Raw genomic sequence first — 25668 nt, 5'->3', positions numbered from 1 at the left:
CCTAGACCGGACCCATGATTGCCGCAGAAGCGGCGCGTACATACGGGTGTCCGAGTGAGTATCGACATGACCGGCAGCGTTTCCGGAAGTGCTGTTCTGGCCGCGGCCGTGGGGACCTCCCTTCTGGCGGCCTGGGGCTTTGGGGCCCTTTCCGACAAATCCGCCCAGGCAGCGTCCCCGCCGGCCGCCGTGGTGCGGATGACCGAAACTGCCACCCCCATCCAGCGCGGTGCGGACGGTCATTACTGGGCCCGCGCCCAGGTGGAGAACAAACCCGTCGCCCTGCTGGTCGATACCGGGGCCGCCGCCGTGGTGCTGCGCCCGGCCGATGCCCGGGTGCTGGGACTGAACCCCGAGACCCTCGATTACAGCCAGTCGGTTCGCACCGTGTCGGGCATGGCCCAGGCCGCATCGGTGACGCTGTCCAGCGTAACCGTGGCGGGCGTCGAGATCCGCGATGTCGCCGCCCTGGTGGTCCAGGCCGACTTGCCGCACTCCTTGCTGGGGATGAGCTTCCTCGGCCGCCTGTCGGGCTTTGAGGCCACGCCCGAGGGCCTGGTGCTGAAGCCCTAAAGCGCCTTGGCGAGCACCGACACCGCCGTCGCCATCAGGTAGAGGGCGAACAGCCGCCGGAGCAGCCGTCGGTCAAGGCGGTGGGCCAGCCGTGCGCCATACGGGGCGACAAGGGCTGTCAGCCCCCCGATCACGAGGGCGGCGGGCACATTGACATAACCCAGCGACAGCGGCGGCCGCCCCTCCGCCGACCAGCCGAACACGACAAAGCCGACCGTCGCAGCCGCGCCAATCGCCATGCCGAAGCCCGAGGCCGTGGCCACCGCCTGATGGATTGGGCGTCCGCACAGGGTCATCATCAGCCCGCCGAAACTGCCGCCGCCGATACCCATCATGGCCGACAGCCCGCCGATGGCCGTGCCCCAGCCGCGCCGGGCCCAGCCCGTCGGCACATCCCGGGCCAGGGTGAAGCGCTCGGGCATCAGGCCCAGTTGGGCAGCGATCAGGCCCAGAAAGATCGCGTAAATCCAGGCCAGCTCCTGCATCGACACCAGCCCCGCCAGAAACGCCCCGACCAGCGCGCCACCGCCGACCCAGGGCGTCCAGGTCTTCAGCACGACCTCATCGACCGCCCCATGCGCCCGGTGCGCCGTCAGCGACCGCCAGGAGGTCAGCACAATGCTGAGCAGGGAACTGCCGACCGCCACATGCAGATTGGCCTCGCCGCCCAGACCCAGCAGGGCAAAGGCCCAGAACAGCACCGGCACGATCACCGTGCCGCCGCCCACGCCGAACAGGCCCGCGATCAGCCCGGCGAACACCCCCGCTGCGGCCAGCCCCGCGATCAGGCTGGCAAACTCGAGGGAGGAAAGGTCCACTAGGCGGCGGACTCAAGCCGCGCGGCGGCCCGGGCCTCGGCGTCGAGCACGGCGTCCAGCGCCCGGTCCAGAACCTCCAGCCCCGCGCCGGGCTGGATGCTGTCGACCGTCAGGATCCGCCGCCAGCTGCGCGCGCCCGGCCGACCGTGCATCAGGCCCAGCATGTGGCGCGCCATGGCCGGCAGAGGCACGCCCTCCTCCAGCCGCGCCGCCATATAGGGGCGGTAGGTGGCAAGCGCGTCCTCGACCGACCGCGCCTCGCCCTCGCAGAAGATCAGCGGATCGACCCGGCCGAGACCCGCGGGCTCATGATAGGCGGTGCGGCCCAGCATGACCCCGTCCAGCGCCGCGCCCTCCACCGGCTCCAGCAGGTCGCGGGCCGCCTCGACCGACGGCACGCCGCCGTTCAGCACCACGGTCAGTTCGGGCCGCTCGCGCTTCAGCCGCCGGACGAGGTCATAGTCCAGCGGCGGAATGTCCCGGTTCTCCTTGGGCGACAGCCCCTTCAGCCAGGCCATGCGGGCATGGACGATGAAATGATCGACCCCGGCGGCGACGCAGGCCTCGACCAGGGCGAACAGGGCCTGCTCGGGGATCTGGTCATCGACGCCGATCCGGCATTTGACCGTCACCGGCACCGGCACGGCCTCGGCCATCGCGCGCATACAGTCGGCCACAAGGGCGGGCTCGCGCATCAGACAGGCCCCGAACCGGCCGGACTGAACCCGGTCGGACGGACAGCCGACATTGAGGTTGATCTCGTCATAGCTGAACGGCAGGGCCGCCCGGGCGGCCTCGGCCAGCGCCTTCGGGTCCGATCCACCCAGCTGAAGGGCTACCGGCCCCACGTCGGGGTCATGCTGCAGCAGGCGCGTCCGGTCGCCATGGATCACCGCATCAGCGGTCACCATTTCGGTGTAGAGCATGGCCCGGCGGGTCAGGGACCGATGGAAGGCCCGGCAGTGCCGGTCCGTCCAGTCCATCATCGGGGCGACGCTCAGCCTGTGGGCGGCGAAGGTCATGCCCGGGGCGGATACACCAAAAGGGCGCTGACAGGAATTCGCACCGCGAATCCCGGCGGGCCGCGCCAGACCCCGCCTCTTTGTCGCCTTGTCCGCGCCGTGCAGGGGTCGCAGGTTCGGCACGACGGCGGGGCCGCGAGGCCCGCACGGCGGGAACGCGGTGCGGATTTCGTCCCAACCCCGCCTTAGTTGCATCGCGGAATAAGAGCCGCTACCTTAGTGATCGAGACCACTAGTCCTTGTTTTTCAAGGGCTTTGGTGAACCGGTATCGGAACCGGATCCGGGTTTCACCCGTTTTGACAATACGTCCAACCTCCCCGGAAGGAGCTTTTCCATGCGTATCACTCTTTTTGCTGCCGTCTCTGCCGTGGCCCTGATGGCCGGTTCGGTTCAGGCCGCGCCCGCCAACCTCAGCCCGGCCGCCGCTGTGGCCCAGGATCCCGGCTACTCTGATGACGAGCTGAAGAAGTTCGGCACCGCCATGGAGCAGCTGTCCGGCATTTCCGCCCAGATCCAGGGTGGCACCCCGACCGCCGAACAGCAGGCCGAAATGGCCGGCATCGTGGAGAACTCGGGCCTGACCATCGACCGCTTCAATGCGATCTCGCAGGCCGTCAGCGCCGATCCGGTGCTGCAGGCCCGGATGGCCGTGGTCATGACGCCGCCGTCGCCGGAAGGCTCGGTCGCCGCCTCGGTCACCGATCAGGAAGTCGAGCAATTCTCCTCGGCCGTGGGCCGGATCCAGGACATCGCGGCCGGCATCCAGGGCGGCACCCCGACCGCCGAGCAGCAGTCTGAAATGGCCGCTGTCGTCGAGGGCTCGGGCCTGACCATCGACCGCTTCAACGCGATCTCGACCGCGGTCAGCCAGGACCAGGCGCTGCAGGCCCGGATGCTGCTGGCCGACGCCAACCGCGCGGCCGGCATGTCGGGCGGCCAATAGGCCCAACGACAGTCTGATCTGAAGAAGACGGCGGTTCCTTACGGAGCCGCCGTTTTTTCGTCGGCCTCGACCGCGTCCTCGTTCAGCAGACGCCCCTCACGGCGCGGCTTGATATAGGGCGCCGGCTGCGGCGTCGGCATATTGCCCCGCATCAGGGCCCGCCCGGCCTGCAGACCGCCCGACAGCTGCAGCGTCAGCCGTTCGTCGTCGCGCCTGCGGACGTCGTCGATGGTCTCGCGCGCCTCCAGGTCCGACACCCCCAATTCCTTCAGCACCTGCTCGCCAAACGCCAGTGCCGACTCGAAGGTCTCGCGGATCTGATAGTCGACCCCCGCCTCGATCAGCCGCAGCGAATGGCCCCGGTCATAGGCGCGCACGAACAGCTTGGTCAGCGGGAACTCCGAACGGATCAGCTCGACGATGTGGTCCGCCTGCTCCGGCTTGTCGATACAGACCAGCACCGCCTCGGCCTTGTCGACGCCCGAGGCGCGCAGCACGTCCAGCCGCGTGCCGTCGCCGTAATAGACCTTGAAGCCGAACTGGCCGGCCGCCTGGATCATCTCGACGTCGTTCTCGATGATTGACACATCGACGTCGCGCGCCAGCAGGGGCTGGGACACCACCTGGGCAAAGCGGCCAAAGCCGATGATCAGCACCTGCTCGCGCAGGTTCTCGGCCATCTCGACGCCGTCCATCGCGCCGGAATCCAGCGTTTCCTTCGGCATGAACCGGCCCAGCAGCAATGTCGTGACCGGCGTCAGCACCATCGAAAGGATGACAATGGCCGTCAGCGCTGCACTGATACGGGCATCGAACAGGCCCACCGTACCCGCCGCCGCATAGAGGACAAAGGCGAACTCGCCCCCCTGCGCGAACAGCACGGCGCGCTCGACCGCCTCGCGCTCCCGCGCCTTGAACAGCCGCGCCACGCCATAGATGGCCACCGCCTTGACCGCCATGAAGGCGATCACCCCGCCGACCACCAGCTGCCAGTCGGCAATCACCACCCCGATATCCAGCGCCATGCCGACGCTCAGGAAGAACAGGCCCAGCAGGATGGCGCGGAACGGCTCGACATCGGCCTCCAGCTGGTGGCGGAAGGTCGATTCCGACAGCAGCACCCCGGCCAGGAACGCCCCCATGGCCATCGACAGCCCGCCCATGTCCATCACCCAGGCCGCGCCGACCACCACCAGCAGGGCGGCGGCGGTCATCACCTCGCGCCCGCCATACCGGGCCAGGATGCGGAACACCGGGTTCATGACAAAGCGCCCGGCCACCATCACCGCCGTGATCGCCGCCAGCGCCAGACCGACCGTCTGCCACAGCGGCGGGCCCTCGACCGTATTGACGCCCGTGACCGTGGCCAGCACCGCCACCACCGCCAGAAGCGGCACGATGGCGAGGTCTTCCAGCAGCAGGATCGACACCGCCCGCTGGCCTGATGGGGCGCCCATCTCGCCCCGCTCTTCCAGCATCTGCATGATCACGGCGGTCGAGCTGAGGACAAAGCCCATGGCTCCGACGAAGGCGACCGCCGGCGACAGGCCCAGCGCCAGACCGGTCAGGGTCAGCAACAGGCCACAGACCGCCACCTGGGCCGCGCCGAGACCGAAGATCTCTTTCCGCAGCGACCACAATCGGGTCGGTCGCATCTCCAGCCCGATGATGAAAAGGAAGATGACCACGCCGAATTCAGCGACGTGCAATATGGTCTCCGGCTCGGAAAACAGGCCCAGACCGAACGGCCCTATGGCCAGACCGGCGGCCAGATAGCCCAGCACCGAGCCCAGCCCTAACTTGCGAAAAATCGGCACCGCCAGAACGCCGGCCCCCAGCAGCGCCGCCGCATGCCCCAGCCCCAGTCCGCCCGCATCCGCCATGGCCGCCTCCCCCTGATTGAAACTGACTCCGTAGCAGAGGTTGGCGAGGCCGTCACAATCTGGCCCCATAACCCACGGCTGAATGCACGCCTCGACCTTGGAGGGTGTCGCCATGACTCGCACGAAGCCGAACCGCATTGCCGCCGTCGCTGTCAGCGGCTCGCTGATCCTGTCGCTGTCCGGCCCGCCTGCCGTCGCTGTCCCGTCGCAGGATCGCGTGGTCGATGGCGAGCCCACGGCCGCCGCCTGCGCGCCCTTCGGCTTCGGCCCGCCGACCCGACCCGAGCGGGGCTATGTCACAGCCCCACCGCCGCCTCCTGCACCGCCGATGCCTCGGCCGCCCGTCGTTGGTGAGGCCGCCACCGCTGACGAGATCGTCGTCAATGGCTCGCGAATCCGCCGGGACCCCGCCAACGCTCCGACGCCCTTGGTTCAGGTCGAGCGCGAGGCGTTGCTGGCCTCGGGGCAGACGGGGACCGTCGATTACCTGGCGACCGTCCCCGCGCTCTCGAACTCCCTGGTGCCCGGTTCGCCGGTCACGCCGCCCTCCACCGAACGCTATCCCGACGCCGTGCCCAATCCGGTCAAGCGCACCGCCGACGAGCCGGTCTCGACTTTCTCGATTGATGTCGACACAGCCGCCTATTCCAATGTCCGGCGCTTCCTCGGCGACGGTCAGCGGCCGCCGCGCGATGCCGTGCGTGTCGAGGAAATGGTCAATTATTTCGACTATGACCTGCCGGCCCCGGCCTCGAGGGAGCAGCCCTTTGCCGTCACCACCAGCGTGGTCGACTCGCCCTGGAGCCCCGGCCGCAAGATCGTCCATGTGGCACTTCAGGGCTATGAACTGCCGGCCAACCAGCGCCTGCCGCTGAACCTGACCTTCATGGTCGATGTGTCCGGCTCGATGCAAAGCCCCGACAAGCTGGGGCTGGCCCAGCGCACCATGAATCTGATCATCGACCGCATGCGGCCGCAGGATTCGATCGCCGTCACCACCTATGCCTCGGGCGCGCGCATTCTGCTGACGCCGACACCGGGCACCGAAAAGCTCAAGCTGCGCTGCGCCGTGGCCTCCCTGTCCGCCGGCGGCTCGACCGCCGGGGCAGCGGGCATGGTCAATGCCTATGACCAGGCCGAGGCGGCCTTTGGCGCGGACAAGATCAACCGCATCCTGATGTTCACCGACGGCGACTTCAATGTCGGGGTGACCGAGGACAAGCGGCTGGAGGACTATGTCGCCGAAAAGCGCGAAACCGGCATCTATCTGTCGGTCTATGGCTTCGGGCGCGGCAACTATCAGGACGCCCGCATGCAGGCCATTGCCCAGGCCGGCAACGGCACCGCCGCCTATGTCGATGATCTGGACGAGGCCCGGCGCCTGTTCGGTCCGGCCTTTGACCGGGGCGCCTTTCCCATCGCCGACGACGTCAAGATCCAGGTCGAGTTCAACCCGGCCCGGGTCAGCGAGTACCGGCTGATCGGCTATGAGACGCGGATGCTGTCCGAGGCCGATTTCTCGAACGACCGCATCGATGCGGGCGAGGTCGGATCGGGCGCAGCCGTCGTCGCCCTCTATGAGATCACCCCCGTGGGCGGACCCAGCCAGCTGCCGGATCGCCGCTACGAACAGACCCCCACGCCGACCGGCGATCCGTCTGGCGAATGGGCCTTTGTCCAGGTGCGGTTCAAGCCGCCGGGTGGCGACACCTCGCAACTGATGCAGCATCCGGTCACCGGTCAGGACGCCCGCCCCGGCACCGAGGTCCGTTGGGCGCTCGCCGTCGCCGGTGCCGCCCAGCTGCTGCGCGGCGACCCGTGGCTGGCCCCCGACTATGGCTGGGATCAGGTCATCGACCTGGCCCAGGGCGCGCGCGGTGAGGACCCGTGGGGCCAGCGGGCCGAGTTCGTCAACCTGTCCCGCGCCGCCTCGGAACTGGGCCCGGTGCGGGCGCCCTGACCGGGCGGCCGGAGCCTGCTATCCTGCCGGGCGTTGTCCGCTTGCACGGCCACCGACTGCTGGAGGATTGCCCATGCCTGACATGATGTCCGCCCTGCCCGTCTCCGGGCTCATGGAGACCTGGGTGCTGCCGGTGCTGCTGGCGCTGGGACTCGCGGCAGCGTCCGGCCTGCGCATCTTTGTGCCGCTGTTCATGGCAGCGCTGGCGGCAAAGTTTCAGCTGTTCGGTATCGAGCTGAACGACGGCATGCTGTGGATGACGTCCAACACCGCCATCGCCGCCCTGGGTCTGGCGACCATCATCGAGATCGTCTCGGACAAGGTGCCGGTGCTGGACAACGCCCTGCACGCGGTCGGCCTGATCGCGCGGCCGGTCGCCGGGGCCATGGTGGCCGGGTCGATGTTCGTGGGCCTTGATCCGACCGCGGCGGCCATTGCCGGCATCATCGTCGGCGCCCCGACAGCGCTGGCCTTTGGCGCGGCCCAGGGCGGCACCCGCGCCGCCTCGACCCTGTCCACCGCCGGCATGGCCAATCCCCTCCTCAGCGTCGTCGACGATGTGATGAGTGTCGGCACCGTGCTGATCGCCTTCCTCATGCCGCTGCTGATCCCGGTCGTGGTGCTGATCGGCTTTCTGGTGCTGCGGTCGGTCTACAGGCATTGGCGCAAGGGCAATGCCCCCACCGCCCTGCCCACCCTGTCGGCTAGACGTCGAACCTGACGCCCTGCGCCAGCGGCAGACTGGTGGAGAAGTTCACCGTCTGGGTCTGGCGCCGCATATAGGCCTTCCACGCGTCCGAGCCGCTCTCGCGCCCGCCGCCGGTGTCCTTTTCGCCGCCGAAGGCCCCGCCGATCTCGGCGCCGGACGGCCCGATGTTGACATTGGCGATGCCGCAGTCCGAGCCCCAGGCCGACAGGAACTGTTCGGCCTCTCGCAGCCGGTCGGTGAAGATGCAGCTGGACAGGCCCTGCGGCACCGCATTCTGCATCGCGATCGCCTGATCCAGCTCGCGCCAGGTCAGGACGTAGAGGATGGGCCCAAAGGTCTCGTGCCGGACGATGGCGCTCTGCTCGGGCATCTGCACGATCGCCGGACGGACATAGGCGCCGTCGCGGTCGAGCCGCTGGCCGCCCGTGATCACCTCTCCCCCCTCGGCCACGGCCTGTTTCAGCGCGGCCTGAACCGCGTCCACCGCCGCCTCATCGATCAGGGGCCCCACCAGGGTGCCCGCCTCGCGCGGGTCCCCGACCGGCAGCGTCTCATAGGCCGCCTTTAGCCGGGCGATCAGCCCCTCGGCCACATCCTCATGGACCAGCAGGCGACGCAGGGAGGTGCAGCGCTGGCCACAGGTGCCGACCGCAGAAAAGGCGATGGCCCGCACGGCCATGTCCAGGTCTGCGGTTTCGGTCAGGATCATGGCGTTGTTGCCGCCCAGCTCCAGTAGCGACCGGCCCAGCCGTCCGGCGACATCGACCGCCACGGCCTTGCCCATCCGGGTCGAGCCGGTGGCCGAGACCAGCGGAATGCGCGGATCGCGGGCCAGCGCCTGACCCACCTCGGCCCCGCCGATCACGACCTGACACAGGCCTGCCGGAGCATCCTCACCGAAGCGGGCGGCGGCCTTGTCGAACACGGCCTGAACGGCCAGAGCCACCAGAGAGGTCTTGTCCGACGGCTTCCAGATCACCGGATCGCCGCACACCAGCGCCAGCGCCGCATTCCACGCCCAGACGGCGACCGGGAAGTTGAAGGCCGTGATCACCGCCACAGGGCCCAGCGGCTGCCAGGTCTCGCGCATATGGTGGCCGGGGCGTTCGCTCGGCAGGGTCAGGCCGTACAGCTGGCGCGACAAGCCGACGGCGAAGTCGCAGACATCGATCATCTCCTGCACCTCGCCGAGACCCTCGGAGGTGATCTTGCCGGCCTCCAGCGTCACCAGCCGGGCCAGATCGTCCTTCGCAATCCGCAGTTCCTCGCCCAGCAGACGCACCAGTTCGCCCCGGCGGGGTGCGGGCACCCGTCGCCAGGCCGAAAAGGCGTCCGTGGCCATGGCAATCGCATCCTCGACCGCTTCCGGCGTGGCTGCGGCAAGCGCGCCCGCCCGCGACCCGTCGACCGGCGAGCGCGTCACCTGACCCGTATCGACCCACTCAGGCTGGACGCCCAGTCGCGTCAGGGTGTCCCGCAGGTCGTTCGCCGCCGATGTCATGATGTACCTCTCCAGCCGTTCGGGGACCGCTTAGCCCGAATCCCGGCGGCATTCACCCTTGCTTCACCCCGTTTCCCAACCGGGCGCTAACACCCGCGCTCGATACTGCAGGCACCGAAGGAGGGTCTGATGGCGCGCGCGCAATTCCAGAAGGGTGAAAAGGTCTGGGTCGAGTGCGTCGGCGTCTGGGCCCGGATCGAACAGGTCCAGCCCGTCTGGGCCAAGGGCTTCGACGAGCCTGTGCGCGTCACCTATGACGTGGGACTGGGTCGCGAATTTCTGGCCCAGGAACTGGCGGTCCCGGTCGAGGACGCTAAGGCCGTGTCGGAGGGCGATAAGCGCTGGCGCCTGCTACGGGCCCGTAACAAATGGCAGACGGCCGACGACTGTCCTCACCATCCGTTTCCCGGCACCTATCCGGTCGTGGTCACCGATCCCCAGGACTGGGGCGGCTGGCGCGTGCCGGGCGCAGAATATGACCGCGATCCCGAGCGCATCGAATACCAGGCCCGGCTGATCGCTGCGGCGCCGCGTCTGCTGGCCTTGGCTAACACCATGATCGAGGCCGTCGCCGATGTGCCCGACGACGCCCCGCCCGAAATGCGCCGCCTGGCCGACGCCGCCCGCAACCTCGTGCGTGACGTCACCGAGGTCACGACGGTTGCGCCCGTCACGGAACAATCGACGACCCGGATGTCGAGCCGGTCCGAGCCCCTCCCGGACGCCCCCACCGAGTCCCGCGCGACACAGGCGGCCTGACACCGGTATTCGGTGCCTCGACACCACAAGCCGACGCAGCCTAGATTCCCTGTTCGACACATCGGGCCGGGAGAAGACGAGTGCGCGCCAGCGAGCGACGCATCAATCCGACGGGGCGCCGCAGGGCGGATCGCGGTCGCGCCTCACCGGCATGGGTGCGGGTGCTGATTCTGGTCGTCGCCCTCGGCGTCGCCAGCTACGTCCTGCTGTTCGGACGGGAAATGGCCCAGCCGGTGCGTGATTCCGATCAGCTGCGCGATCAGGCCATGGTGGCCGAGGCCGGGCGACTGGCCTCCGATACCTTGCTGGGCATCCGCACGGCTGAACTGGCCCTGGCCGGCGCCAGCCGCGACCTGCCCGCCGACATGGCTGTGGCCTTCCTCGATCGCGCCGGCCAGATCGAGATCGCGCGCGGAGCGTCGATCTCCGACTTTCGGCCGCTTCCCGCCCGTGATGCGGCGCCGGTTGCCGCCCCGGACGGGGAGGCGTTGCTGATCCGGCGCACCACAGCCGACGGGCGCGACGCCGTGGCCCGCATTCCCCTGCCGCCTGCCGCCGTCGCCCCCGAGAACGGGCTGCTGGCCCTGCGGGTCGGCCGGACGGTGATCGGTGCGGGGGGGCAGTCGGCAGACCAGACCTCGCTCTGGATGGGCCTGACCGGGGCGGGCCCCGAGGCCGACCGCCGCATCCATGCCGTCATGCCGGACGAGGGTCCCAGCTTCCGCCGGGTCGCAATGCCGGTCGGCGACACCGGTCTGCTGGTCGTAGGGGCGCGTCCCGATGCTGTGGGCGCGACCGCCCTGCTCGACGATGCCTGGGTGCTGATGGCACCGCTGCTGGTCGGCGTTCTGGTCCTGCTGGCGGTGCTGCTGCAACAGGCCCGCTCGGCCCGCGCCGGCCGCGAATGGGCCGAGACCGAGCGCCGCTTCCGCATCGCGGTCGAGGGCGCGCGCTGCGGCGTCTGGGAATGGGATCTCGAACGCGAGGAGGTGATCCTGTCCGACTATATGGCCGTCATGATGGGCGTAGAGCAGGCGGGGCCGATGCCGGCTGCCGCCTTCATCGAACGCGTCCATCCCGATTACCGTGAAGCGCTGACGCATGCTCTCAGGCAGGCCGCAACCTTCGGCGCCTTCGAGGCCAGCTTCCCCGTGCCGGATGACAACGGTCGCCCCCGCTGGATCGATGCCCGCGGCCAGTCGCGAGGCACGCGGGGTGATACCGGCTTTTCGGTCATCCTCGGCGTGGCACTGGACATCACCGAGGAGCGCCGCGCCAAGGCCCAGGCCCAGTCCGCCGAAAGCCGCCTGCGCGACGGCATCGAAAGCGTCTCCGACGCCTTCGTCCTGTTCGACCGGGCCGACCGGCTGATCCTCTGGAACCAGGCCTTCGTCGACACCTTCGGCTTTGAGCCTGGCATGGTCCGTAGGGGGGCGAAGAAGGACGATCTGAACCGTATCGCCGCCCTCGCCATTCATTCCGAACACCCGGCGGCCGGCGGCCGCAGTGGCGCGCGCGAGGTCGAGCTGAATGACGGCCGGTGGCTGCAGCTGGTCGAACGGTTCACCGCCGACGGTGGCACGGTCGTCACCGCCGCCGACATCACCGCCATCAAGCGTCAGGAGGCCGAGCGCCAGCGCGCCGCCGACTCCCTGCGCGCCATGGTCGAAAAGCTGGAGGCCAGTCAGGAGAAGCTCAGCCTGCTGGCCCGCAAGTACGAGATCGCCATGACCCGGGCCGAGGCCGCCAACCAGGCCAAGTCCGAATTCCTGGCCAATATGAGCCACGAGCTGCGCACCCCGCTGAACGCCATCAACGGCTTCTCCGAAATCATGACGGCCGAGATGTTCGGGCCGCTGGGTGACCCGCGCTACAAGGGCTATTCCGCCGACATCCTGAAGTCCGGCCAGCATCTGCTCAGCCTGATCAACGACATCCTCGACATGGCCAAGATCGAGTCCGGCAAGATGACCCTCTATTACGAGGCGGTCTCGGTGCACGACATCTGCGAGGACGCAGCGCGGCTGATGCGGGGCAAGGTCGAGGAAGCCGGACTGACCCTGACGGTCGATGCGCCCGATACCCTGCCCGAGATGCAGGCCGACCACCGGGGCCTGAAACAGGTCATGCTGAACCTGATCTCCAACGCCGTAAAGTTCACACCCGAGGGCGGCCACATCCGGGTCGAGGCCCGCCAGACCGACGCAGGCCTGATCCAGATCGCGGTCAGCGACACCGGCATCGGCATCGCCGCCGAGGATGTGGCACGGCTGGCACGACCGTTCGAACAGGTCGAGGGCCAGCATTCCAAGACGACCCAGGGCACGGGCCTTGGCCTCGCCCTCACCAAATCCCTGATCGAACTGCATGGCGGCGAACTGTGGATCGACAGCGAACCGGGTCAGGGCACGACCGTCGCCTTTACCCTGCCGCTGGTGCCCCCCGCCCAGGCCGACGGCCAGCGCGAAGCCGCCTGACCCTACTCTGCCGGAGCAGCCTCGCGGCGCTCGCTCCGCTCACCCCGGTCCCGACCACCGCCGCGGCCCCGGCCCCGGGGACCATGGCGCGACAGCAGGGGCGCCACGGCGGCGCGTTCCTCGGGATTGAGGGTGGCCAGCAAGGCCGTCGTGTCATCCTCGATCCGGGCCCGGCCGCGCAGTTCCGCCTCACGCGAGGTGGCCAGCAGCGTCCGCACAGCCTCACCGTCATAAGGGGTCTCCAGCGCCCGGCTTAGGGCGGCCTTGCGGGCCGTGCGGGCTTCTTCGAAATCCGGACGGGCGGACAGGGCCGACTCGCGCAGCGTGGTTCTGACGCGAGACTGCGTCTCCGGCGGCAGGGCCCCTACGGCCTCCCAAGGGCTGTTGCCGCTGCGGCCGGGCCGACGCTGGTCCTCGACCCGGCTCTCGATCCGGTTCAGCGATACAGCCATAGTGGCCACGGCCGCCAGGGCGAACACATTGATCACGGCCAGAACGATCAGGCCGACCTTCATCGCACGCGCGCTCATCCCAGCACCTCCGTATCGTCGATCCCGCTCAGGGTCGCCTGATAGAGCACGGCGTCGGCCTGCACATCGGCGGTCAGCCGGTCGCTCAGGGTCACCCCGAACATCACCCCGGCACAGGCCGCCGCCATAAGACCGGACGCCAGCCGGACCCGGTCCAGTCCGAAGCTCGGCAGGCGGAAGCCCCGACCGCGGCGCGCAGGCGTCAGCGCCGCCTCGGCACCCTTCAGCGCCCGGGCAAAGGCGGCTGCATCCGGCAGCGGTGTCGTATGGCTGGCCAGACCGGCATCCAGCGCCCGCGCCTCGGCGAGTACCGCTTGCGCGGCCTCGCCGGCCTGTTCGGCATAGACCAGCGCCGCGTCACGCTCGGCCTCGGGCCAGCGCGCCGGATCGGCCCCATAGGCCTCGACGATCGCCTGAAAGCGTTCGGCCTTCATCATCTCTCTCCTTCAGAGGCCGGATTGAGGTCGGACAATGCCGACCGCAACGCCCGCCGCCCTCGCGACAGCAGGCTCTCCAGAGCCTCGACACTCACACCCATGATCCCGGCGGCCTCGATATTGCCGAGCTCCTGATAATGACACAGCACCACGGCCTCGCGCTGCCGTTCGGGCAGGGCCTGCAGCGCCGCATCGACCCTCAGCCCCACGTCCCGCGCCATCAGGCCGCGATCAGGGGCCGCCCCGTCGTCCACCTGTTCGGGGACGGCGTCGGTGGCAATCTCGCGCCGTTTCCGTAGCCGGTCGTAGCAGAGGTTCATCGCCACCCGGTGCAGCCAGGTATCGAATTTCGCCTTGCCGGGTTTCCAGCGCGGGGCCTGTTTCCAGGCCCTCAGCAGGGTTTCCTGCGCTACATCCTCGGCCTCGACCGGATCGCCCAGCAGCCGTCCCGCCAGCGCCATCATGCGCGGCAGCTTGACGGAAACCAGGGCCTGGATGGCCTCCGGGTCGCCCCGGGCCACCCGGGCCACCAGTTCCTGATCGGGGTCGGCGATCACGGGCAAACGGTTGTCCTGTCTCGCAAAAGACTGAGGGCCGTCGATCCCGGATCGCGTCGCCCGACATCTACCCTACTCCGAAGACGCCGCCGCTTGCGAGCGACGCTGTTGACGGCGTTCACGGCGTTCCTCCCGCATGCCCTGACGGGCCGCCTGACGTTCCTCGGCGGTTACAAAGCCGTCGCTGTTGGCATCCAGCTTGGCAAAGCCTTCAGCCATACGGGCCTCGGCCTCGGCGATTACCACCGGGCCGCGTTCGCCGCGACCGCCTTCGCCGCCCCAGCGCTGACCCCGGCCCGGGCCGCGCATACCGCGACGAGGACCCCGATCGCCGCGTTCAGCGCGACGCTCGCTGCGGGCTTCACGGGCGGCATCATATTCCGCCCGCGTCACAGCGCCATTACCGTCGGCATCCAGACGGGCAAAGTGGTTGTCGGCACGCTCGGCCTGACGAGCCTCACGGGCGGCGGCCATTTCTTCCGGCGTAACCGTGCCGTCGCCATTGGCGTCGACCGCCGTCAGGCGGGAAACACGCCCGGCCACGAACTCGGCCTGGCTGATACGCCCGTCACCGTCGGCATCGGCGCGGGCCATACCGCGATCCTGTCGGCCGGGATCCTGCGAAGGCGCCTGCTGGGCCACTCCCACGCCGGCGGATACCACCAGCGCCACAGCGGCTGCGCCGCCGATCCAGATAGATTTTCTCATGGGTCTTGCTCCTTGATCGTCAGATCGGACGTCCCCTTGTCCAGTCCGTCTAACGCAGGAGCCCTCAGGATTCCGTCGCGACGGGTGGAAGCACGGTTTCGAACCGCGCCCGGGCCCGCTCGCGCAGGGCCACAAGATGGTCCTTCAGCCCCACCAGATCGCCCTGCCCGCCCACCTCGGCCAGCCGCGCCTGCAGGCCGGCGGGCTCATCCTCGGGCACAGGTTTTTCATTGAAGGAACAGGCAAATATCTGGGCGATCCCCTGTTGCGTGCGCCAGGCCTCGGCCAGTTCGGGATCATCGGTCAGGGCCTCCAGCGTCGAGACCGTCAGGGCCTCCCCCGCCCCGGCGCGCAGCAGCTGCCGGTACTGGGCCACGAACTCGGCATCGACCAGCCCGCCTGCGACCCGCTTCAGGTCCCAGAAGCCGCCAGACGGCAGATCGCGCATCATCCGGTCGCGCATCGCCCGCACATGATGGGCCAGTGTCTCGGGCGTGCGCCCATGGGCCCGAACTACGTCCTCAAGCACGCCAGCGACCCGCGCGCCAAAGGCCGGATCGCTGGCCCACACCACCCGCGCCCGGGTCAGCACCATGAACTCCCAGGTGTCGGCCTCGCCGGCATAATAGTCGGACAGCCGCGCCAGCTTGACCGACAGCGGCCCCTTGGAGCCCGACGGCCGCAGCCGCATGTCGACCTCATACAGCCCTCCCTGACTGGTATGGGCCGACAGCGCCGCGATCAGTCGCTGGGTAAACCGCCCGTACCAGGTCTCGGGCGGCAGGCCGCGTCCTTCCGACAGGGCGTCGGCGGGGGCCTCATGCACGGTGATCAGGTCGAGGTCCGAGGCACCCGTCATCTCGCGCGAGCCCGCCTTGCCCAGCGCCACGACGGCTACCGATCCGTCGATAAGTCCCGACTGGCGGGTCACCTCGACGAGCGCCGCCTGCGCCAGCGCCTGGATCGAGGCATCGGCCAGCACCGTATAAGCCCTTCCCGCCGCCTCGACATCGGCTCGCCCGGTCAGGGTCTGCAGGCCGATGCGGAACCGCTGGTCCCGGTGCAGACGCCGCACCGCATCCATGGCGGCTTCGAAATCCTCGGCCGCCGCCGCCTCGGCCCGCATCTGGTCGGCGACCCCGGTGTCGGCATCCAACGGGGTCTGGAAACGGGTGTCCAGCATACTGTCCAGCGCCGCCGGATCCCGGCCCAGCGCCCGCGCCAGCCGCGGCGCCCAGGCCATGACCCGCACGACCAGATCGAACAGGGTCGGCTGGTTCAGGAACAGGGCCTGGATCTGTACCCCCGCCGACAGGCCGGAAAAGAACACGGCGAACCGGCGAAAGGCCTGATCCGGTGCCCCGGTCGCGGCCAATGCCTCCAGCAGGCGCGGCGCCAGCCGGGTGAACAGCTCACGCCCGCGCGCGCTGCGGGTCGCGGGGATGCGCCCGTGGTGCCAGCTGCGGATCATGTCCGACACCGGGCCCGGTTCGGCAAAGCCCATCCGCTCCAGCGTCGCCAGCGTCTCGGGATCGTTCTCGACACCGGTGAAGACCAGACTGCCATAGTCTGACGACAGCGACTCCTCGCCCTCGAACAGGTCGCCGTACAGGCGGTTGACCTCGGCCAGCAGGGCCTCGACCGAAGCATCGAACGCCGCCAGATCGGCCTCGCCCGAAAGGGCCGCGACCGCCCGCCGCCGGACGTCATCGACCGGCAGGGCGTGGGTCTGCTCGTCGGCCAGCATCTGCACCCGGTGCTCCAGCCCGCGCAGCCGCACATAGGCCTGGCTGAGCGCCGCACGCGTCGCCTCCGGCACATGGCCCGCGCGGGTCAAGGCCTCCAGCGCCGGCAGGGTCGCCGACAGCCGCAGCGCCGGGTTACGCCCGCCCAGGATCAGCTGCTGGGTCTGGGCATAGAATTCGATCTCGCGGATACCGCCCCGGCCCAGTTTCAGATTGGCCCCGGCCGCCTCCAGCCCCTCACCCGTCTTGTGCACATGGATCTGCCGCTTGATCGACTGCACATCCAGAATGGCCTGATAATCGAGGCTGCGGCGCCAGACGAACGGCACCAGGGCCTCAAGGAATTCGTACCCGGCCTCGCGGTCGCCCAGCATGGCGCGTGCCTTGATAAAGGCCGCCCGCTCCCAGTTCTGGCCGACGCCCTCATAGTAATCCAGCGCCATGGGCACGGCGACGACCGGCGGGGTCGAGGACGGGTCGGGCCGCAGCCGAAGGTCCACCCGGAACACATAGCCGTCGCCCGTCCGCTCGGTCAGCAGGGCGGCAAAGGCCTGGGCCGCCCGGTCGACCGTGCGCTGCATCTCGACGCCCTTAGCCAGCGCCCCGGCCAGCCGCTCCGGATCGCAGAAGAGCGAGATGTCGATATCGCTGGAATAGTTCAGCTCCAGCGCGCCGTGCTTGCCCATGGCCAGACCGAACAGGCCGGGGATCGGATTGTCCGGGTCGGGGTCTGAAACCAGCCGGCCCCGCTCGCGCAGATCATGGGCGACGGCCCGGAGCGCCGCCTGTGACGTCGCATCGGCAAAGCGCGACAGGGCCCCGGTGACCGCGCCCAGGTCCCAGACTCCGCCCAGATCGGCCAGCGCCGTCAGCAGGTGCAGGTCGGCCTTGGCCAGCCGCAGTGGACGCTTCATCTCATCCGTGCCGCCGGTCAGGGCCCCGGTCCGCATCAGGATATCGGCAAGGCTCGCCTCGGGGCTGACCTTCAGCATCTCGCCCAACGCCTCCGGCCGCCGCCGGGCCAGCGAGGCCAGATAGGGCGAGGCGGCAAACACCGGGGCCAGCGCCGGCCAGGCGGTGTCCAGCACAGGCCCGAGACCGGCCTCGACCAGCTGCGCCTTCAGCGTTGCCAGCCCCGGCGCCTCCAGCGTCGGCCCGCATGGGCGGATCCGGTCGGCCAGGGCCTCACCAACGGGTGACGTCATGGCGCGGCGGCCAGCACCAGCGCCACCCTCAGGCCCGGCCCGTGGCCGTTATAGACCCCCGGCCCCTCATCCAGCTGGATGCGGCCGTTGTGGGCCTCCATCACCGCCCCGACCAGCGCCAGCCCGAGGCCCGAGCCCGGCTCGGTACGGCTGTTGTCCAGACGCACAAAGCGCTCGATCACCCGCTCCCGGTCTTCCTCGGGCACACCCGGCCCGGTGTCGGTGACCGAGAACTCGATCTCACCCGAGGACCGCCTCCGCGCGCGCAGCTTCACCGCTCCGCCCTCCGGCGTGTATTTGATGGCATTGTCGATGATGTTGGCCAGCGCCTGGGTCAGGAAGGGTCGGTTGGCCATGATCTCCAGCCCGCGCTCGATCTCGGCCGAAAACTCCAGCCCCTTGTCCTCGCCGGCGGGCTCGTAAAGCTCGGCCAGATCGGCGGCCAGGTCTGCGGCGTCAAAGCGTTTGGCGTCCGGGATCCGGCCCGAACCCGCCGCCGCCTGCAGCCGCGCGATGGCCAGCACGGTGTTGAAGGTCTTCAGCAGATCGTCGGCTTCCGACAGGGCCAGCTCCAGCGCCTCGGGGCCACTGACCTTGCCCGCCTCGGCGTCGATCAGCGCCACCTCCAGCTTGGCGCGCATACGCGTCAGGGGTGAGCGCAGGTCGTGAGCAATCGCGTCCCCCGCATGACGGATCGAGGCCATGGACGCCTCCAGCCGGTCCAGCATGCCGTTCAGCCCCTGACCCAGCTCGTCCAGTTCGTCGCCCGAGCCGCGCACCGCCACCCGGGCCTTCAGGTCGCCGTCCTGCACCGCCAGCACGGTCCGGTTCAGCCGTCCCATGGCCCGCTCCAGATTGCGGCTGACCAGCAAGCCGCCTATCAGGCCCAGCAACACAACGATCCCCATCGCCCCCCACAGGGCCTGGGTCAGCCGCCCCAGATAGGCTTCGGTGTCACCCAGCGACTGGCCGACGAACAGCTGCTCGCCGCCGCGCAGGGTCATCTGCACCCCGCGCGACTGGGGCCTCACCACCCGCCCGTCCGGCAGGGTGTCGGTCATCGGAAAGGTGTGCCAGACCGTGCCGCCCTCATAGTCCTGAATGGGCGAGACATTGAGGCTGCCGGTCACCCGGTTCCCCTCGGCGTCGATGAGCAGATACAGGAAGTTGTCGCGGGTCAGGGTTCGGTCGATGACCGCCATGTTCAGAGCGTCAAAACCCCGCGCATCATAGATGCCGGTCAGGGTGGTGACCTCGGTGCGCACGGCCTCCTCGGCCCTCAGCCGCGCCTCATTGGCCGAGGCCACATAGACCCACGCCAGCACCGCCGCCGCCGCCGTCGCGAACAGCGCCAGAAACAGCAGCGTCAGCCGGAACGGCGTCCGCCGGAAGAGCGAGGGGAGACGCATCCTAGGCTCCTCCCCCGTTCTTCACGGGGGAGGGGGACCACGAAGTGGTGGAGGGGGCGGCTACAGCGTCGGTGCTTGGGGTCGCCCCCTCCACCGCCGTGCCGGCGGTCCCCCTCCCCCGCCTTGCGGGGGAGGAGCTCACGTCACGCCTCCAGCCGGTATCCCGCGCCGCGCACGGTCTGCAGCATGGCCTTGTCGAAGCCCTTGTCGATCTTGGAGCGCAGGCGGCTGATGTGGACGTCGATGACATTGGTCTGGGGGTCGAAATGGTATTCCCAGACCTTCTCCAAAAGCATGGTGCGGGTCACCGACTGGCCGGCGTGGCGCATCATGAACTCCAGCAGCTGGAACTCGCGCGGCTGCAGATCGATCTCCTGGCCGGCGCGGGTCACATCGCGGCTGATCAGGTTCATTTCCAGATCACCGACCTTTAGCACGGTCGCCACCGACCCGGTCTCGCGCCGTCGCGACAGGGCCTCGACCCGCGCGATCAGCTCGGCAAAGGCATAGGGTTTGACCAGATAGTCATCGGCCCCGGCCTGCAGGCCGGTCACCCGATCCTCGACCTCGCCCAGCGCCGACAGGAACAGCACCGGCGTCTGGTCGCCGTTCTTGCGAACCGTCTCGACCATGCCGACCCCATCGAGGCGCGGCATCATCCGGTCAACGACATAGACGTCATAGCCGCCCTTCTGCGCCTCCAGCAGGCCAAAGGCCCCGTCCACGGCATGGACCACATCGTGCCCCGCCTCGGTCAGGCCCCGAACCATCGCCGTCGCCGCTTCGGCGTCGTCCTCGACCACCAGAATGCGCATCGCCCTCTCCCTTCCTTCCCGCCTCTGCGGAATTCGTCCCGAATAATAGCCGATCCCGGCCCTTTTGCCTTACTGCGTTGTCGCCGGGGCCCGGGACCGTGTCGCTGACTGTCGGGGGACATCCAGCAGCACAGGACCGTTTCCGTCCGGCGACCACGCCAGAATGAAGAACTCCTCGCGACCCGCCGCCCGCGCCCGGGCGATCTCGGCCTGAATGTCGGCAATGCTGCGCACCGGGGTCACCCCGGCCTGCAGAATGACGATGCCCGGCACGAAACGGCTCTGCCCGATCCGCGCCTCGGCCACCACGACCACGCCATTGACGCCGGCAGGGATGTCGTATTTCGCGCGCAGTTCGGGGGTCATCGGAGCCACGGTCAGCCCGGCCAGGGCCTGGCCCGGACTGGCTTCGGGCACCGGACGGCGCGACGGTGCCTGCTGCGCATCCAGCTCAGACTGTGGCGGACGCTTCGCCGCCTGTACGCGGGCGACCAGCCGCCGGTCGCCGCGCAGGACGATGACTTCCAGCGTGTCATTGACCGCTGCGGCGCCGACCTTGCGGGTCAGATCGGTCGAATCCACGACCGGCTGCTCGTTCAGCTCCACCACGATGTCGCCCGGCCTCACCCCGCCGCGGGCGGCGGGACCGCCCGGCGTGACGTCGATGATCAGGGCCCCGTTCTGCTGCCGGTCCACGCCCATGGCTTCGCGATAGGGCTCGAGATCACCGATGGTCACCCCAAGGTATCCGCGCTCGATCTGTTCGCCGCGCATCAGCCGGTCGGTGATGGTCTTGGCGGTATTGGCCGGAATGGCAAAGCCGATACCGATCGAGCCGCCGGTCGGCGAGAAGATGGCGGTGTTGACGCCGATGACCCGGCCATAGATGTCAAAGGTCGGCCCGCCGGAATTGCCCCGGTTGATGGCCGCGTCGATCTGGATGTAGTCGACATAGTTGCTGGACACGTCCTGCAGGTCGCGCGACTTGGCCGAGACGATGCCCGCCGTCGCCGTGCCGCCCAGGCCGAACGGATTGCCGACCGCGATCACCCAGTCGCCGACGCGCGGCTCGGCCGACTCCTCGAAGCTGACATAGGGGAAACGCCCGCCATCGACCTTGATGACCGCCAGGTCCGTGCTCTCGTCACGCCCCACCAGACGCGCGGGCAGTTCGCGATTGTCGGCCAGCCGGACGGTGATCTCCTCGGCATTGGCGATCACATGGTTGTTGGTGACTATGTATCCGTCTTCCGAGATGAAGAAGCCCGAGCCCGCACCCAGAGTCGTCTCGCCTTCGGGAGCCTCACCCTCGGGTCCCTCGAACTCGAACGGCAGGCCGGGAATCTGGAAGGTCTGCGCCTCGCCACGCGGCACGCGCGTCCGCACGTCGATCTGCACGACCGCCGGGGCCACCTGGGTAAAGATGTCGGCAAAGCTGACCGGCGCACCGGGCGGTGGACCAAAGGCAGCCCCCGGCGCACCCGCCGACGGCGTGATCGGGCCGCTGACCGACAGCAGGCTGCCGTCCATCCCCGGCCAGCGAATCAGACCGCCTGCCGTGGCGACGACCGCCACCAGCAGCCCTGCGGCCGCGCCTATGATGAACTCCTTGCGCTTCAACATCCGGTTCCTGTTCGATCGACCGCACCGTCCGAAATCGGACCGGCGCTTCCGTGACGATATAGGCCCTTATCCCCGATCACCAATCGCCGCGATACGGCAAGACCGGCGACAGCGGGCATCAGGACGTCCCGTCGCGTGTTTTTGGCGGCAAAGTTGCGTCATCTTCAGGGCCGGTTCTTGCCGCCTTGAGAAGATTGTCGACCCGCGTTCGTTCCGCCGTTGTCAGATCGGCGTCCGGCTCGATCTGCCCCGACCGCCTGCGCGCGAACCAGACCAGCACCCCTGCGCCGCCCAGCACCAGCACCAGCGGCAGGCCCCACAGCAGCAGGGTGCCGAGCCGCACCGGCGGAGTGAACAGCACATAGTCGCCATAGCGTGCCACCAGACCGTCGCGGACCTCGGTATCGGTCTGGCCCTCGGCGATCCGGTCGCGCACCCAGCGCCGCATGTCCGATGCCACCCCCGCCGGCGAATCGGCGATCGACTCATGCTGGCAGACGACGCAGCGGATATCCTCGAACAGGGCCTGGGCCCGCGCTTCCTGTTCCGCATTGGCCAGCGGACGATCGGGCGTGGCCGGCGGCTCCTGCGCCAGCGCCGGGCCGGCCAGTCCCAGCATCATCGCAAGGATCAGCAGCCGCCTCATGCCGGAGACCTTTTACGCCGGGTCGTGTCCACGGTCCGCAGGCGGCGGTCCAGCAGCGACAGCAGACCACCCAGCGCCATCAGCGCCGGCCCCAGAAAGATCAGCCGCGCCCACGGGTTCCAGTTCATCCGCACCGTCCAGGCCCGCTCGCCGCTGTCGCTCAGCCGCCGCTCGCCCAGCACCAGATAGACATCATCCAGCCCGTGAAAGCTCAGGCCCACCTCGGTAGTCGTCTGACCGCCTGCGGGGAAGAAGCGCTTTTCGGCCCGCACGGTCTCGGGCCGCCCGCCCCCCAGAGGCTCGACCTCCAGCGTGGCACTTTCAGCCAGATAGTTGGGCCCCTCGATGATCTCGACCGCGCGCAGCGTCGCCTGATACGGACCGGCGGCGACGGTCTGGCCGATTTCCAGCGGGCGGGCCGTCTCGACCTTCAGCCCCGTCTCGACCACCGCACCCAGCACGAACAGCCCCAACCCCGCATGGGCGGCCGTCATGCCCCAGGCCGCCAGCGGCAGGGCACGCGTGCGCCGTCCCAGCTCGCCCGGCGTGCGCTTGCCGAACAGGCGGATGCGCTCGGTCAGCTCGGCCAGTGCCCCGAGCACCAGCCAGGCGCCCAGCGCCAGACCCGCCCCGGTCAGGGCCTCGCGCGGCCGGAACAGGCCCCAGACGATCAGGGCGAACAGCAGCGACAGCCCCGCCGCCCAGGCCAGCCGCTGCAGGGCCCCGATCAGGTCGCCGCGCTTCCAGCCCAGCAGCGGCCCCATCGGCAGGATGATCAGCGCCATGGCCATCAGCGGCGTAAAGGTCACGGCGAAATAGGGCGGCCCGACCGAGATCGTCGCCCCGCCGGCCGCCTCGAGGACCAGCGGATACAGCGTTCCGACCAGCACCGTCGCCGCCGCCACCGACAGGAACAGATTGTTGACCACCAGCGCGCCCTCGCGGCTGATGGGGGCGAACAGGGTCCTGCCGGTCAGCTGCCCGGCCCGAAGCGCGAACAGGGTGAAGGCCGCCCCCGCCGTCAGCCCCAGTATGCCCAGCAGCATCAGCCCCCGCTCGGGGTCGACGGCAAAGGCGTGGACACTGGTCAGCACGCCCGACCGCACCAGAAACGCCCCCAGCATCGACAGCGAAAACGCCACCAGTGCCAGAAACACCGTCCAGCCGATCAGCGCCCCGCGCCGCTCGGTGACGACTGCGCTGTGCAACAGGGCCGCCGCCGCCAGCCATGGCATGAAGCTGGCGTTCTCGACAGGGTCCCAGAACCACCAGCCGCCCCAGCCCAGTTCGTAATAGGCCCAGAAGCTGCCCAGCGCGATGCCGGCGGTCAGCAGCGCCCAGCTGGCCAGGGCCCAGGGCCGGATCCAACGCCCCCAAGCCGGCCAGAAGCCCGCCCCCGGTCGCCCCTCGATCAGGGCCGCCACCGCCAGCGAGAAACACACCGACAGGCCGACATAGCCGCCGTAGAGCAGGGGCGGGTGCAGGGCCAAGGCCGGGTCCTGCAGCAGCGGGTTCAGCGACGCCCCCTCAACCGGCACCGGGCTCAACCGCACAAACGGGTTCGAGGTGAACAGCACAAAGGCCAGGAACAGCGCGCCCAGTCCGCCCTGCGCCGCCACCGCTACGGCCTTCAGACCGAACGGCAGACCGGCCTCCCCCGTCCGCGCCCGCGCCAGAAGGGCACCAAAGCCGGTCAGGACCAGACACCACAGGACCAGCGACCCCTCGTGGCTGCCCCAGGCCCCGGCCACCTTGTAGAGCATCGGCTTGTCGGTATGGCTGTTCAGCGCCACGTTCGAGACCGAAAAGTCCGAAACAACAAAGGCGTAAATCAGCACGCCAAAGGCCAGTCCCACGGCCAGAAAGGCGGCCAGACCGGCGCCCTCACCAGCTCCGGCCAGCACCGGGCTGGACCGCAGGCGTCCCGCGACCGAGGCCACCACCTGCAACCCGCTCAGCGCCAGGGCCAGACACAGGGCAAAGGCCCCCAGTTCGACGATCACGGCTGAACCTCGTCCACTTCAGGACGCCACTCGCCGCGTTCCTTCAGCCGTTCGGCCACCTCGCGCGGCATATAGGTCTCGTCGTGCTTGGCCAGCACCTGACGCGCGACAAAGGTGCGGTCGGGGCGGAATTCGCCCTCGACCACCACGCCCTGCTCTTCCTTGAACAGGTCGGGCAGGTCGCCCTCATAGATGACCAGCGTCGAGGCCGCATTGTCGGTCACCCGGAACCGCACCTGACCACCCGGGTCGTGTTCGACACTGCCCGCCTCGACCAGACCGCCCAGCCGCATGGCCCGACCGACCGGAGCCGCTTCCTCGGTGGCCTCGGACGGCGAGACGAAAAAGGTCACCGTATCCTGCATGGCCCACAGGCTCAGCCCCACGGCCACGGCCAGCACAGGCGCAGCGGCCATCAGCACCCACACCCGCCTGCGGGCCTTCGGCGATTTCGGCATCCAGCCCATCAGCCCTCACTTCCCGACAGCGACGGCAGGCGCGATTCCAGATCGACGCGCCGGGGATCCGTGGGGGCGAGCGCCGCGATCAGCGGGCTCCACATCTCATGCACCCGGGCCGCCTCGCCGCGCTGAAGCGCCAGTTCACCGAGGAAATAGCGCGCACCCAGCTGGCCGGGGTCCAGCGCCAGCGCCCGCAGGAAAGCCATCTCGGCGTCGGTTCCAACCTCACCCTCCTGGGTCTGCACCAGCGCCTCACCCAGCCGTGCCCAGGTCTGCGCATCGTCGGGCCGCAACATCGCGGCCCGACGCAGGGCCGAGGCGGCGCCAATCGGGTCGCCGGCCTCGAACCGGGCCGCCCCCAGCAGGGCCTGGGCCTCGAAATTCTCAGGCTGGTTCGCGGCTTCCCGCTCCATCACCGCGGCCAGCTTCGGGGCATCCAGCATGCCGGGCGTCTCGGCCCATTCCGCAACCCGCCGGGCATAGGGCTGGTCTGCAACACCCGGACTGCCCACGCCGATGTAGAGGGCCAGCGCCGCCAGCGCCGTCACCCCCGTCCCGGCCAGCACCCAGCGCGCCTGACGCAGGCGGCCTGCCGTGTCGACCACAGGCGCAGCGACGGCCACGTCCGCTTCAAGATGCCGGCGCGCCACCTCGGCCCGGGCGGCCTCCAGCTCGGCCCCGACCAGCACGCCGCGCGCCGCCATCCGGTCCAGTTCCTCAAGGTCTCGGGCCAGCGCCCGGCCCCGCGCCGCCTCGTCCTCTTCCGGACCGGACGCAGCTGCGCCCCCGGCCGCACCGGCGGCGCTCAGGATCAGCAGCCCGGCAAGCGCGCAGGCCAGTCCCGTCAGGGTCCAGAAGATCAGCATGCCCGGCGTTTAGCCGA

Annotated in this window: 22 protein-coding genes; 6 read left to right on the top strand and 16 right to left on the bottom strand. The window is 69.3% G+C overall.

From position 1 onward, the window contains the following. The first annotated feature begins 66 nt into the window (after positions 1-66). Complete coding sequence (locus EG854_RS09225; RefSeq protein WP_164461982.1) at positions 67-573, top strand: retropepsin-like aspartic protease family protein; 507 nt, start codon at positions 67-69, stop codon at positions 571-573. On the opposite strand, the gene EG854_RS09220 is transcribed toward EG854_RS09225, so the two are convergent. After that, complete coding sequence (locus tag EG854_RS09220; protein ID WP_123287826.1) at positions 570-1391, bottom strand: sulfite exporter TauE/SafE family protein; 822 nt, start codon at positions 1389-1391, stop codon at positions 570-572. The two genes, EG854_RS09225 and EG854_RS09220, sit on opposite strands and share 4 nt — an antisense overlap. Further along, positions 1391-2413 carry a tRNA dihydrouridine(20/20a) synthase DusA gene (dusA, locus tag EG854_RS09215; protein WP_123287825.1) on the bottom strand — a complete coding sequence of 341 codons (1023 nt, stop codon included), beginning with the start codon at positions 2411-2413 and terminating at the stop codon, positions 1391-1393. The genes EG854_RS09220 and dusA overlap by 1 nt, the downstream gene beginning before the upstream one ends. A 335-nt stretch (positions 2414-2748) precedes the next feature. Here dusA and EG854_RS09210 point away from each other — a divergent pair, with 335 nt between their 5' ends. Continuing rightward, positions 2749-3357, top strand: a complete 609-nt coding sequence (locus tag EG854_RS09210; RefSeq protein ID WP_123287824.1) for a DUF4168 domain-containing protein — start codon at positions 2749-2751, stop codon at positions 3355-3357. 38 nt (positions 3358-3395) lie between these two features. Here the strand turns inward: EG854_RS09210 and EG854_RS09205 are convergent, their stop codons facing one another. Continuing rightward, entirely contained in the window at positions 3396-5240 is a 1845-nt protein-coding gene (locus EG854_RS09205) for a monovalent cation:proton antiporter-2 (CPA2) family protein (protein ID WP_123287823.1), read from the bottom strand. Positions 5241-5352: 112 nt separating this feature from the next. Here EG854_RS09205 and EG854_RS09200 point away from each other — a divergent pair, with 112 nt between their 5' ends. Both EG854_RS09200 and EG854_RS09195 read left to right on the top strand, forming a co-directional pair. Continuing rightward, on the top strand, positions 5353-7200 hold the full coding sequence (locus tag EG854_RS09200) for a vWA domain-containing protein (protein ID WP_241153198.1): 1848 nt from the start codon (positions 5353-5355) through the stop codon (positions 7198-7200). 73 nt (positions 7201-7273) lie between these two features. After that, positions 7274-7921, top strand: a complete 648-nt coding sequence (locus tag EG854_RS09195; protein WP_206423394.1) for a DUF4126 domain-containing protein — start codon at positions 7274-7276, stop codon at positions 7919-7921. Here the strand turns inward: EG854_RS09195 and amaB are convergent. Then, positions 7905-9410, bottom strand: coding sequence for an L-piperidine-6-carboxylate dehydrogenase (gene amaB, locus EG854_RS09190; protein ID WP_123287821.1), 1506 nt, complete (start codon positions 9408-9410; stop codon positions 7905-7907). The genes EG854_RS09195 and amaB overlap by 17 nt on opposite strands. A gap of 129 nt (positions 9411-9539) precedes the next feature. On the opposite strand from amaB, the gene EG854_RS09185 reads away from it, so the two are divergent. Then, positions 9540-10169, top strand: a complete 630-nt coding sequence (locus EG854_RS09185; RefSeq protein ID WP_241153197.1) for a hypothetical protein — start codon at positions 9540-9542, stop codon at positions 10167-10169. Between the two features lie 80 nt (positions 10170-10249). Then, positions 10250-12646 (top strand): sensor histidine kinase, encoded by a 2397-nt coding sequence (locus tag EG854_RS09180; protein ID WP_123287820.1) that lies wholly within the window; start codon positions 10250-10252, stop codon positions 12644-12646. Positions 12647-12648: 2 nt separating this feature from the next. Here EG854_RS09180 and EG854_RS09175 read toward each other — a convergent pair whose 3' ends face one another. The 12 genes from EG854_RS09175 to ccmI all read right to left on the bottom strand — a co-directional run bounded on the left by EG854_RS09175 (position 12649) and on the right by ccmI (position 25651). After that, positions 12649-13176 carry a periplasmic heavy metal sensor gene (locus EG854_RS09175; protein WP_123287819.1) on the bottom strand — a complete coding sequence of 176 codons (528 nt, stop codon included), beginning with the start codon at positions 13174-13176 and terminating at the stop codon, positions 12649-12651. Beyond that, on the bottom strand, positions 13173-13613 hold the full coding sequence (locus EG854_RS09170; protein WP_241153196.1) for a hypothetical protein: 441 nt from the start codon (positions 13611-13613) through the stop codon (positions 13173-13175). The genes EG854_RS09175 and EG854_RS09170 overlap by 4 nt, the downstream gene beginning before the upstream one ends. After that, complete coding sequence (locus EG854_RS09165) at positions 13610-14176, bottom strand: RNA polymerase sigma factor (protein WP_164461981.1); 567 nt, start codon at positions 14174-14176, stop codon at positions 13610-13612. The genes EG854_RS09170 and EG854_RS09165 overlap by 4 nt, the downstream gene beginning before the upstream one ends. Positions 14177-14242: 66 nt before the next feature. Further along, on the bottom strand, positions 14243-14878 hold the full coding sequence (locus EG854_RS09160; RefSeq protein ID WP_123287817.1) for an EF-hand domain-containing protein: 636 nt from the start codon (positions 14876-14878) through the stop codon (positions 14243-14245). A 64-nt stretch (positions 14879-14942) separates the two neighbouring features. Next, entirely contained in the window at positions 14943-17828 is a 2886-nt protein-coding gene (locus EG854_RS09155) for a bifunctional [glutamine synthetase] adenylyltransferase/[glutamine synthetase]-adenylyl-L-tyrosine phosphorylase (protein WP_123287816.1), read from the bottom strand. After that, a complete protein-coding gene (locus EG854_RS09150) occupies positions 17825-19237 on the bottom strand; it encodes a sensor histidine kinase (protein ID WP_123287815.1) in 1413 nt (470 codons plus the stop codon). Before EG854_RS09150 ends, EG854_RS09155 begins: the two co-directional genes overlap by 4 nt. A gap of 143 nt (positions 19238-19380) precedes the next feature. Beyond that, on the bottom strand, positions 19381-20052 hold the full coding sequence (locus tag EG854_RS09145; protein WP_123287814.1) for a response regulator transcription factor: 672 nt from the start codon (positions 20050-20052) through the stop codon (positions 19381-19383). Positions 20053-20121: 69 nt separating this feature from the next. Next, positions 20122-21675 carry a trypsin-like peptidase domain-containing protein gene (locus EG854_RS09140; protein ID WP_123287813.1) on the bottom strand — a complete coding sequence of 518 codons (1554 nt, stop codon included), beginning with the start codon at positions 21673-21675 and terminating at the stop codon, positions 20122-20124. Positions 21676-21793: 118 nt separating this feature from the next. Next, entirely contained in the window at positions 21794-22321 is a 528-nt protein-coding gene (locus tag EG854_RS09135) for a cytochrome c-type biogenesis protein (protein ID WP_123287812.1), read from the bottom strand. After that, positions 22318-24324: a heme lyase CcmF/NrfE family subunit gene (locus tag EG854_RS09130; protein ID WP_123287811.1), complete on the bottom strand. Its 2007-nt coding sequence runs from the start codon at positions 24322-24324 to the stop codon at positions 22318-22320. The genes EG854_RS09135 and EG854_RS09130 overlap by 4 nt, the downstream gene beginning before the upstream one ends. Next, positions 24321-24791: a cytochrome c maturation protein CcmE gene (gene ccmE / locus EG854_RS09125; RefSeq protein ID WP_123287810.1), complete on the bottom strand. Its 471-nt coding sequence runs from the start codon at positions 24789-24791 to the stop codon at positions 24321-24323. The genes EG854_RS09130 and ccmE overlap by 4 nt, the downstream gene beginning before the upstream one ends. After that, positions 24791-25651, bottom strand: a complete 861-nt coding sequence (gene ccmI, locus EG854_RS09120; protein ID WP_123287809.1) for a c-type cytochrome biogenesis protein CcmI — start codon at positions 25649-25651, stop codon at positions 24791-24793. Before ccmI ends, ccmE begins: the two co-directional genes overlap by 1 nt. Between the last annotated feature and the right edge of the window lie 17 nt (positions 25652-25668).

Source organism: Brevundimonas halotolerans, from assembly GCF_003730275.1.
Taxonomy (GTDB): Bacteria; Pseudomonadota; Alphaproteobacteria; order Caulobacterales; family Caulobacteraceae; genus Brevundimonas; species Brevundimonas halotolerans.
Note: the sequence above shows the minus strand (reverse complement) of the source record. Positions and strands in the feature narration are given on the sequence as shown.

Coding starts and splice junctions, on each gene's coding strand:
- EG854_RS09225 (WP_164461982.1), top strand. CDS start 67: ATGACCGGCAGCGTTTCCGGAAGTGCTGTTCTGGCCGCGGCCGTGGGG.
- dusA (WP_123287825.1), bottom strand. CDS start 2,413: ATGACCTTCGCCGCCCACAGGCTGAGCGTCGCCCCGATGATGGACTGG.
- EG854_RS09210 (WP_123287824.1), top strand. CDS start 2,749: ATGCGTATCACTCTTTTTGCTGCCGTCTCTGCCGTGGCCCTGATGGCC.
- EG854_RS09205 (WP_123287823.1), bottom strand. CDS start 5,240: ATGGCGGATGCGGGCGGACTGGGGCTGGGGCATGCGGCGGCGCTGCTG.
- EG854_RS09200 (WP_241153198.1), top strand. CDS start 5,353: ATGACTCGCACGAAGCCGAACCGCATTGCCGCCGTCGCTGTCAGCGGC.
- EG854_RS09195 (WP_206423394.1), top strand. CDS start 7,274: ATGCCTGACATGATGTCCGCCCTGCCCGTCTCCGGGCTCATGGAGACC.
- amaB (WP_123287821.1), bottom strand. CDS start 9,410: ATGACATCGGCGGCGAACGACCTGCGGGACACCCTGACGCGACTGGGC.
- EG854_RS09185 (WP_241153197.1), top strand. CDS start 9,540: ATGGCGCGCGCGCAATTCCAGAAGGGTGAAAAGGTCTGGGTCGAGTGC.
- EG854_RS09175 (WP_123287819.1), bottom strand. CDS start 13,176: ATGAGCGCGCGTGCGATGAAGGTCGGCCTGATCGTTCTGGCCGTGATC.
- EG854_RS09170 (WP_241153196.1), bottom strand. CDS start 13,613: ATGATGAAGGCCGAACGCTTTCAGGCGATCGTCGAGGCCTATGGGGCC.
- EG854_RS09160 (WP_123287817.1), bottom strand. CDS start 14,878: ATGAGAAAATCTATCTGGATCGGCGGCGCAGCCGCTGTGGCGCTGGTG.
- EG854_RS09155 (WP_123287816.1), bottom strand. CDS start 17,828: ATGACGTCACCCGTTGGTGAGGCCCTGGCCGACCGGATCCGCCCATGC.
- EG854_RS09150 (WP_123287815.1), bottom strand. CDS start 19,237: ATGCGTCTCCCCTCGCTCTTCCGGCGGACGCCGTTCCGGCTGACGCTG.
- EG854_RS09145 (WP_123287814.1), bottom strand. CDS start 20,052: ATGCGCATTCTGGTGGTCGAGGACGACGCCGAAGCGGCGACGGCGATG.
- EG854_RS09140 (WP_123287813.1), bottom strand. CDS start 21,675: ATGTTGAAGCGCAAGGAGTTCATCATAGGCGCGGCCGCAGGGCTGCTG.
- EG854_RS09135 (WP_123287812.1), bottom strand. CDS start 22,321: ATGAGGCGGCTGCTGATCCTTGCGATGATGCTGGGACTGGCCGGCCCG.
- ccmE (WP_123287810.1), bottom strand. CDS start 24,791: ATGGGCTGGATGCCGAAATCGCCGAAGGCCCGCAGGCGGGTGTGGGTG.
- ccmI (WP_123287809.1), bottom strand. CDS start 25,651: ATGCTGATCTTCTGGACCCTGACGGGACTGGCCTGCGCGCTTGCCGGG.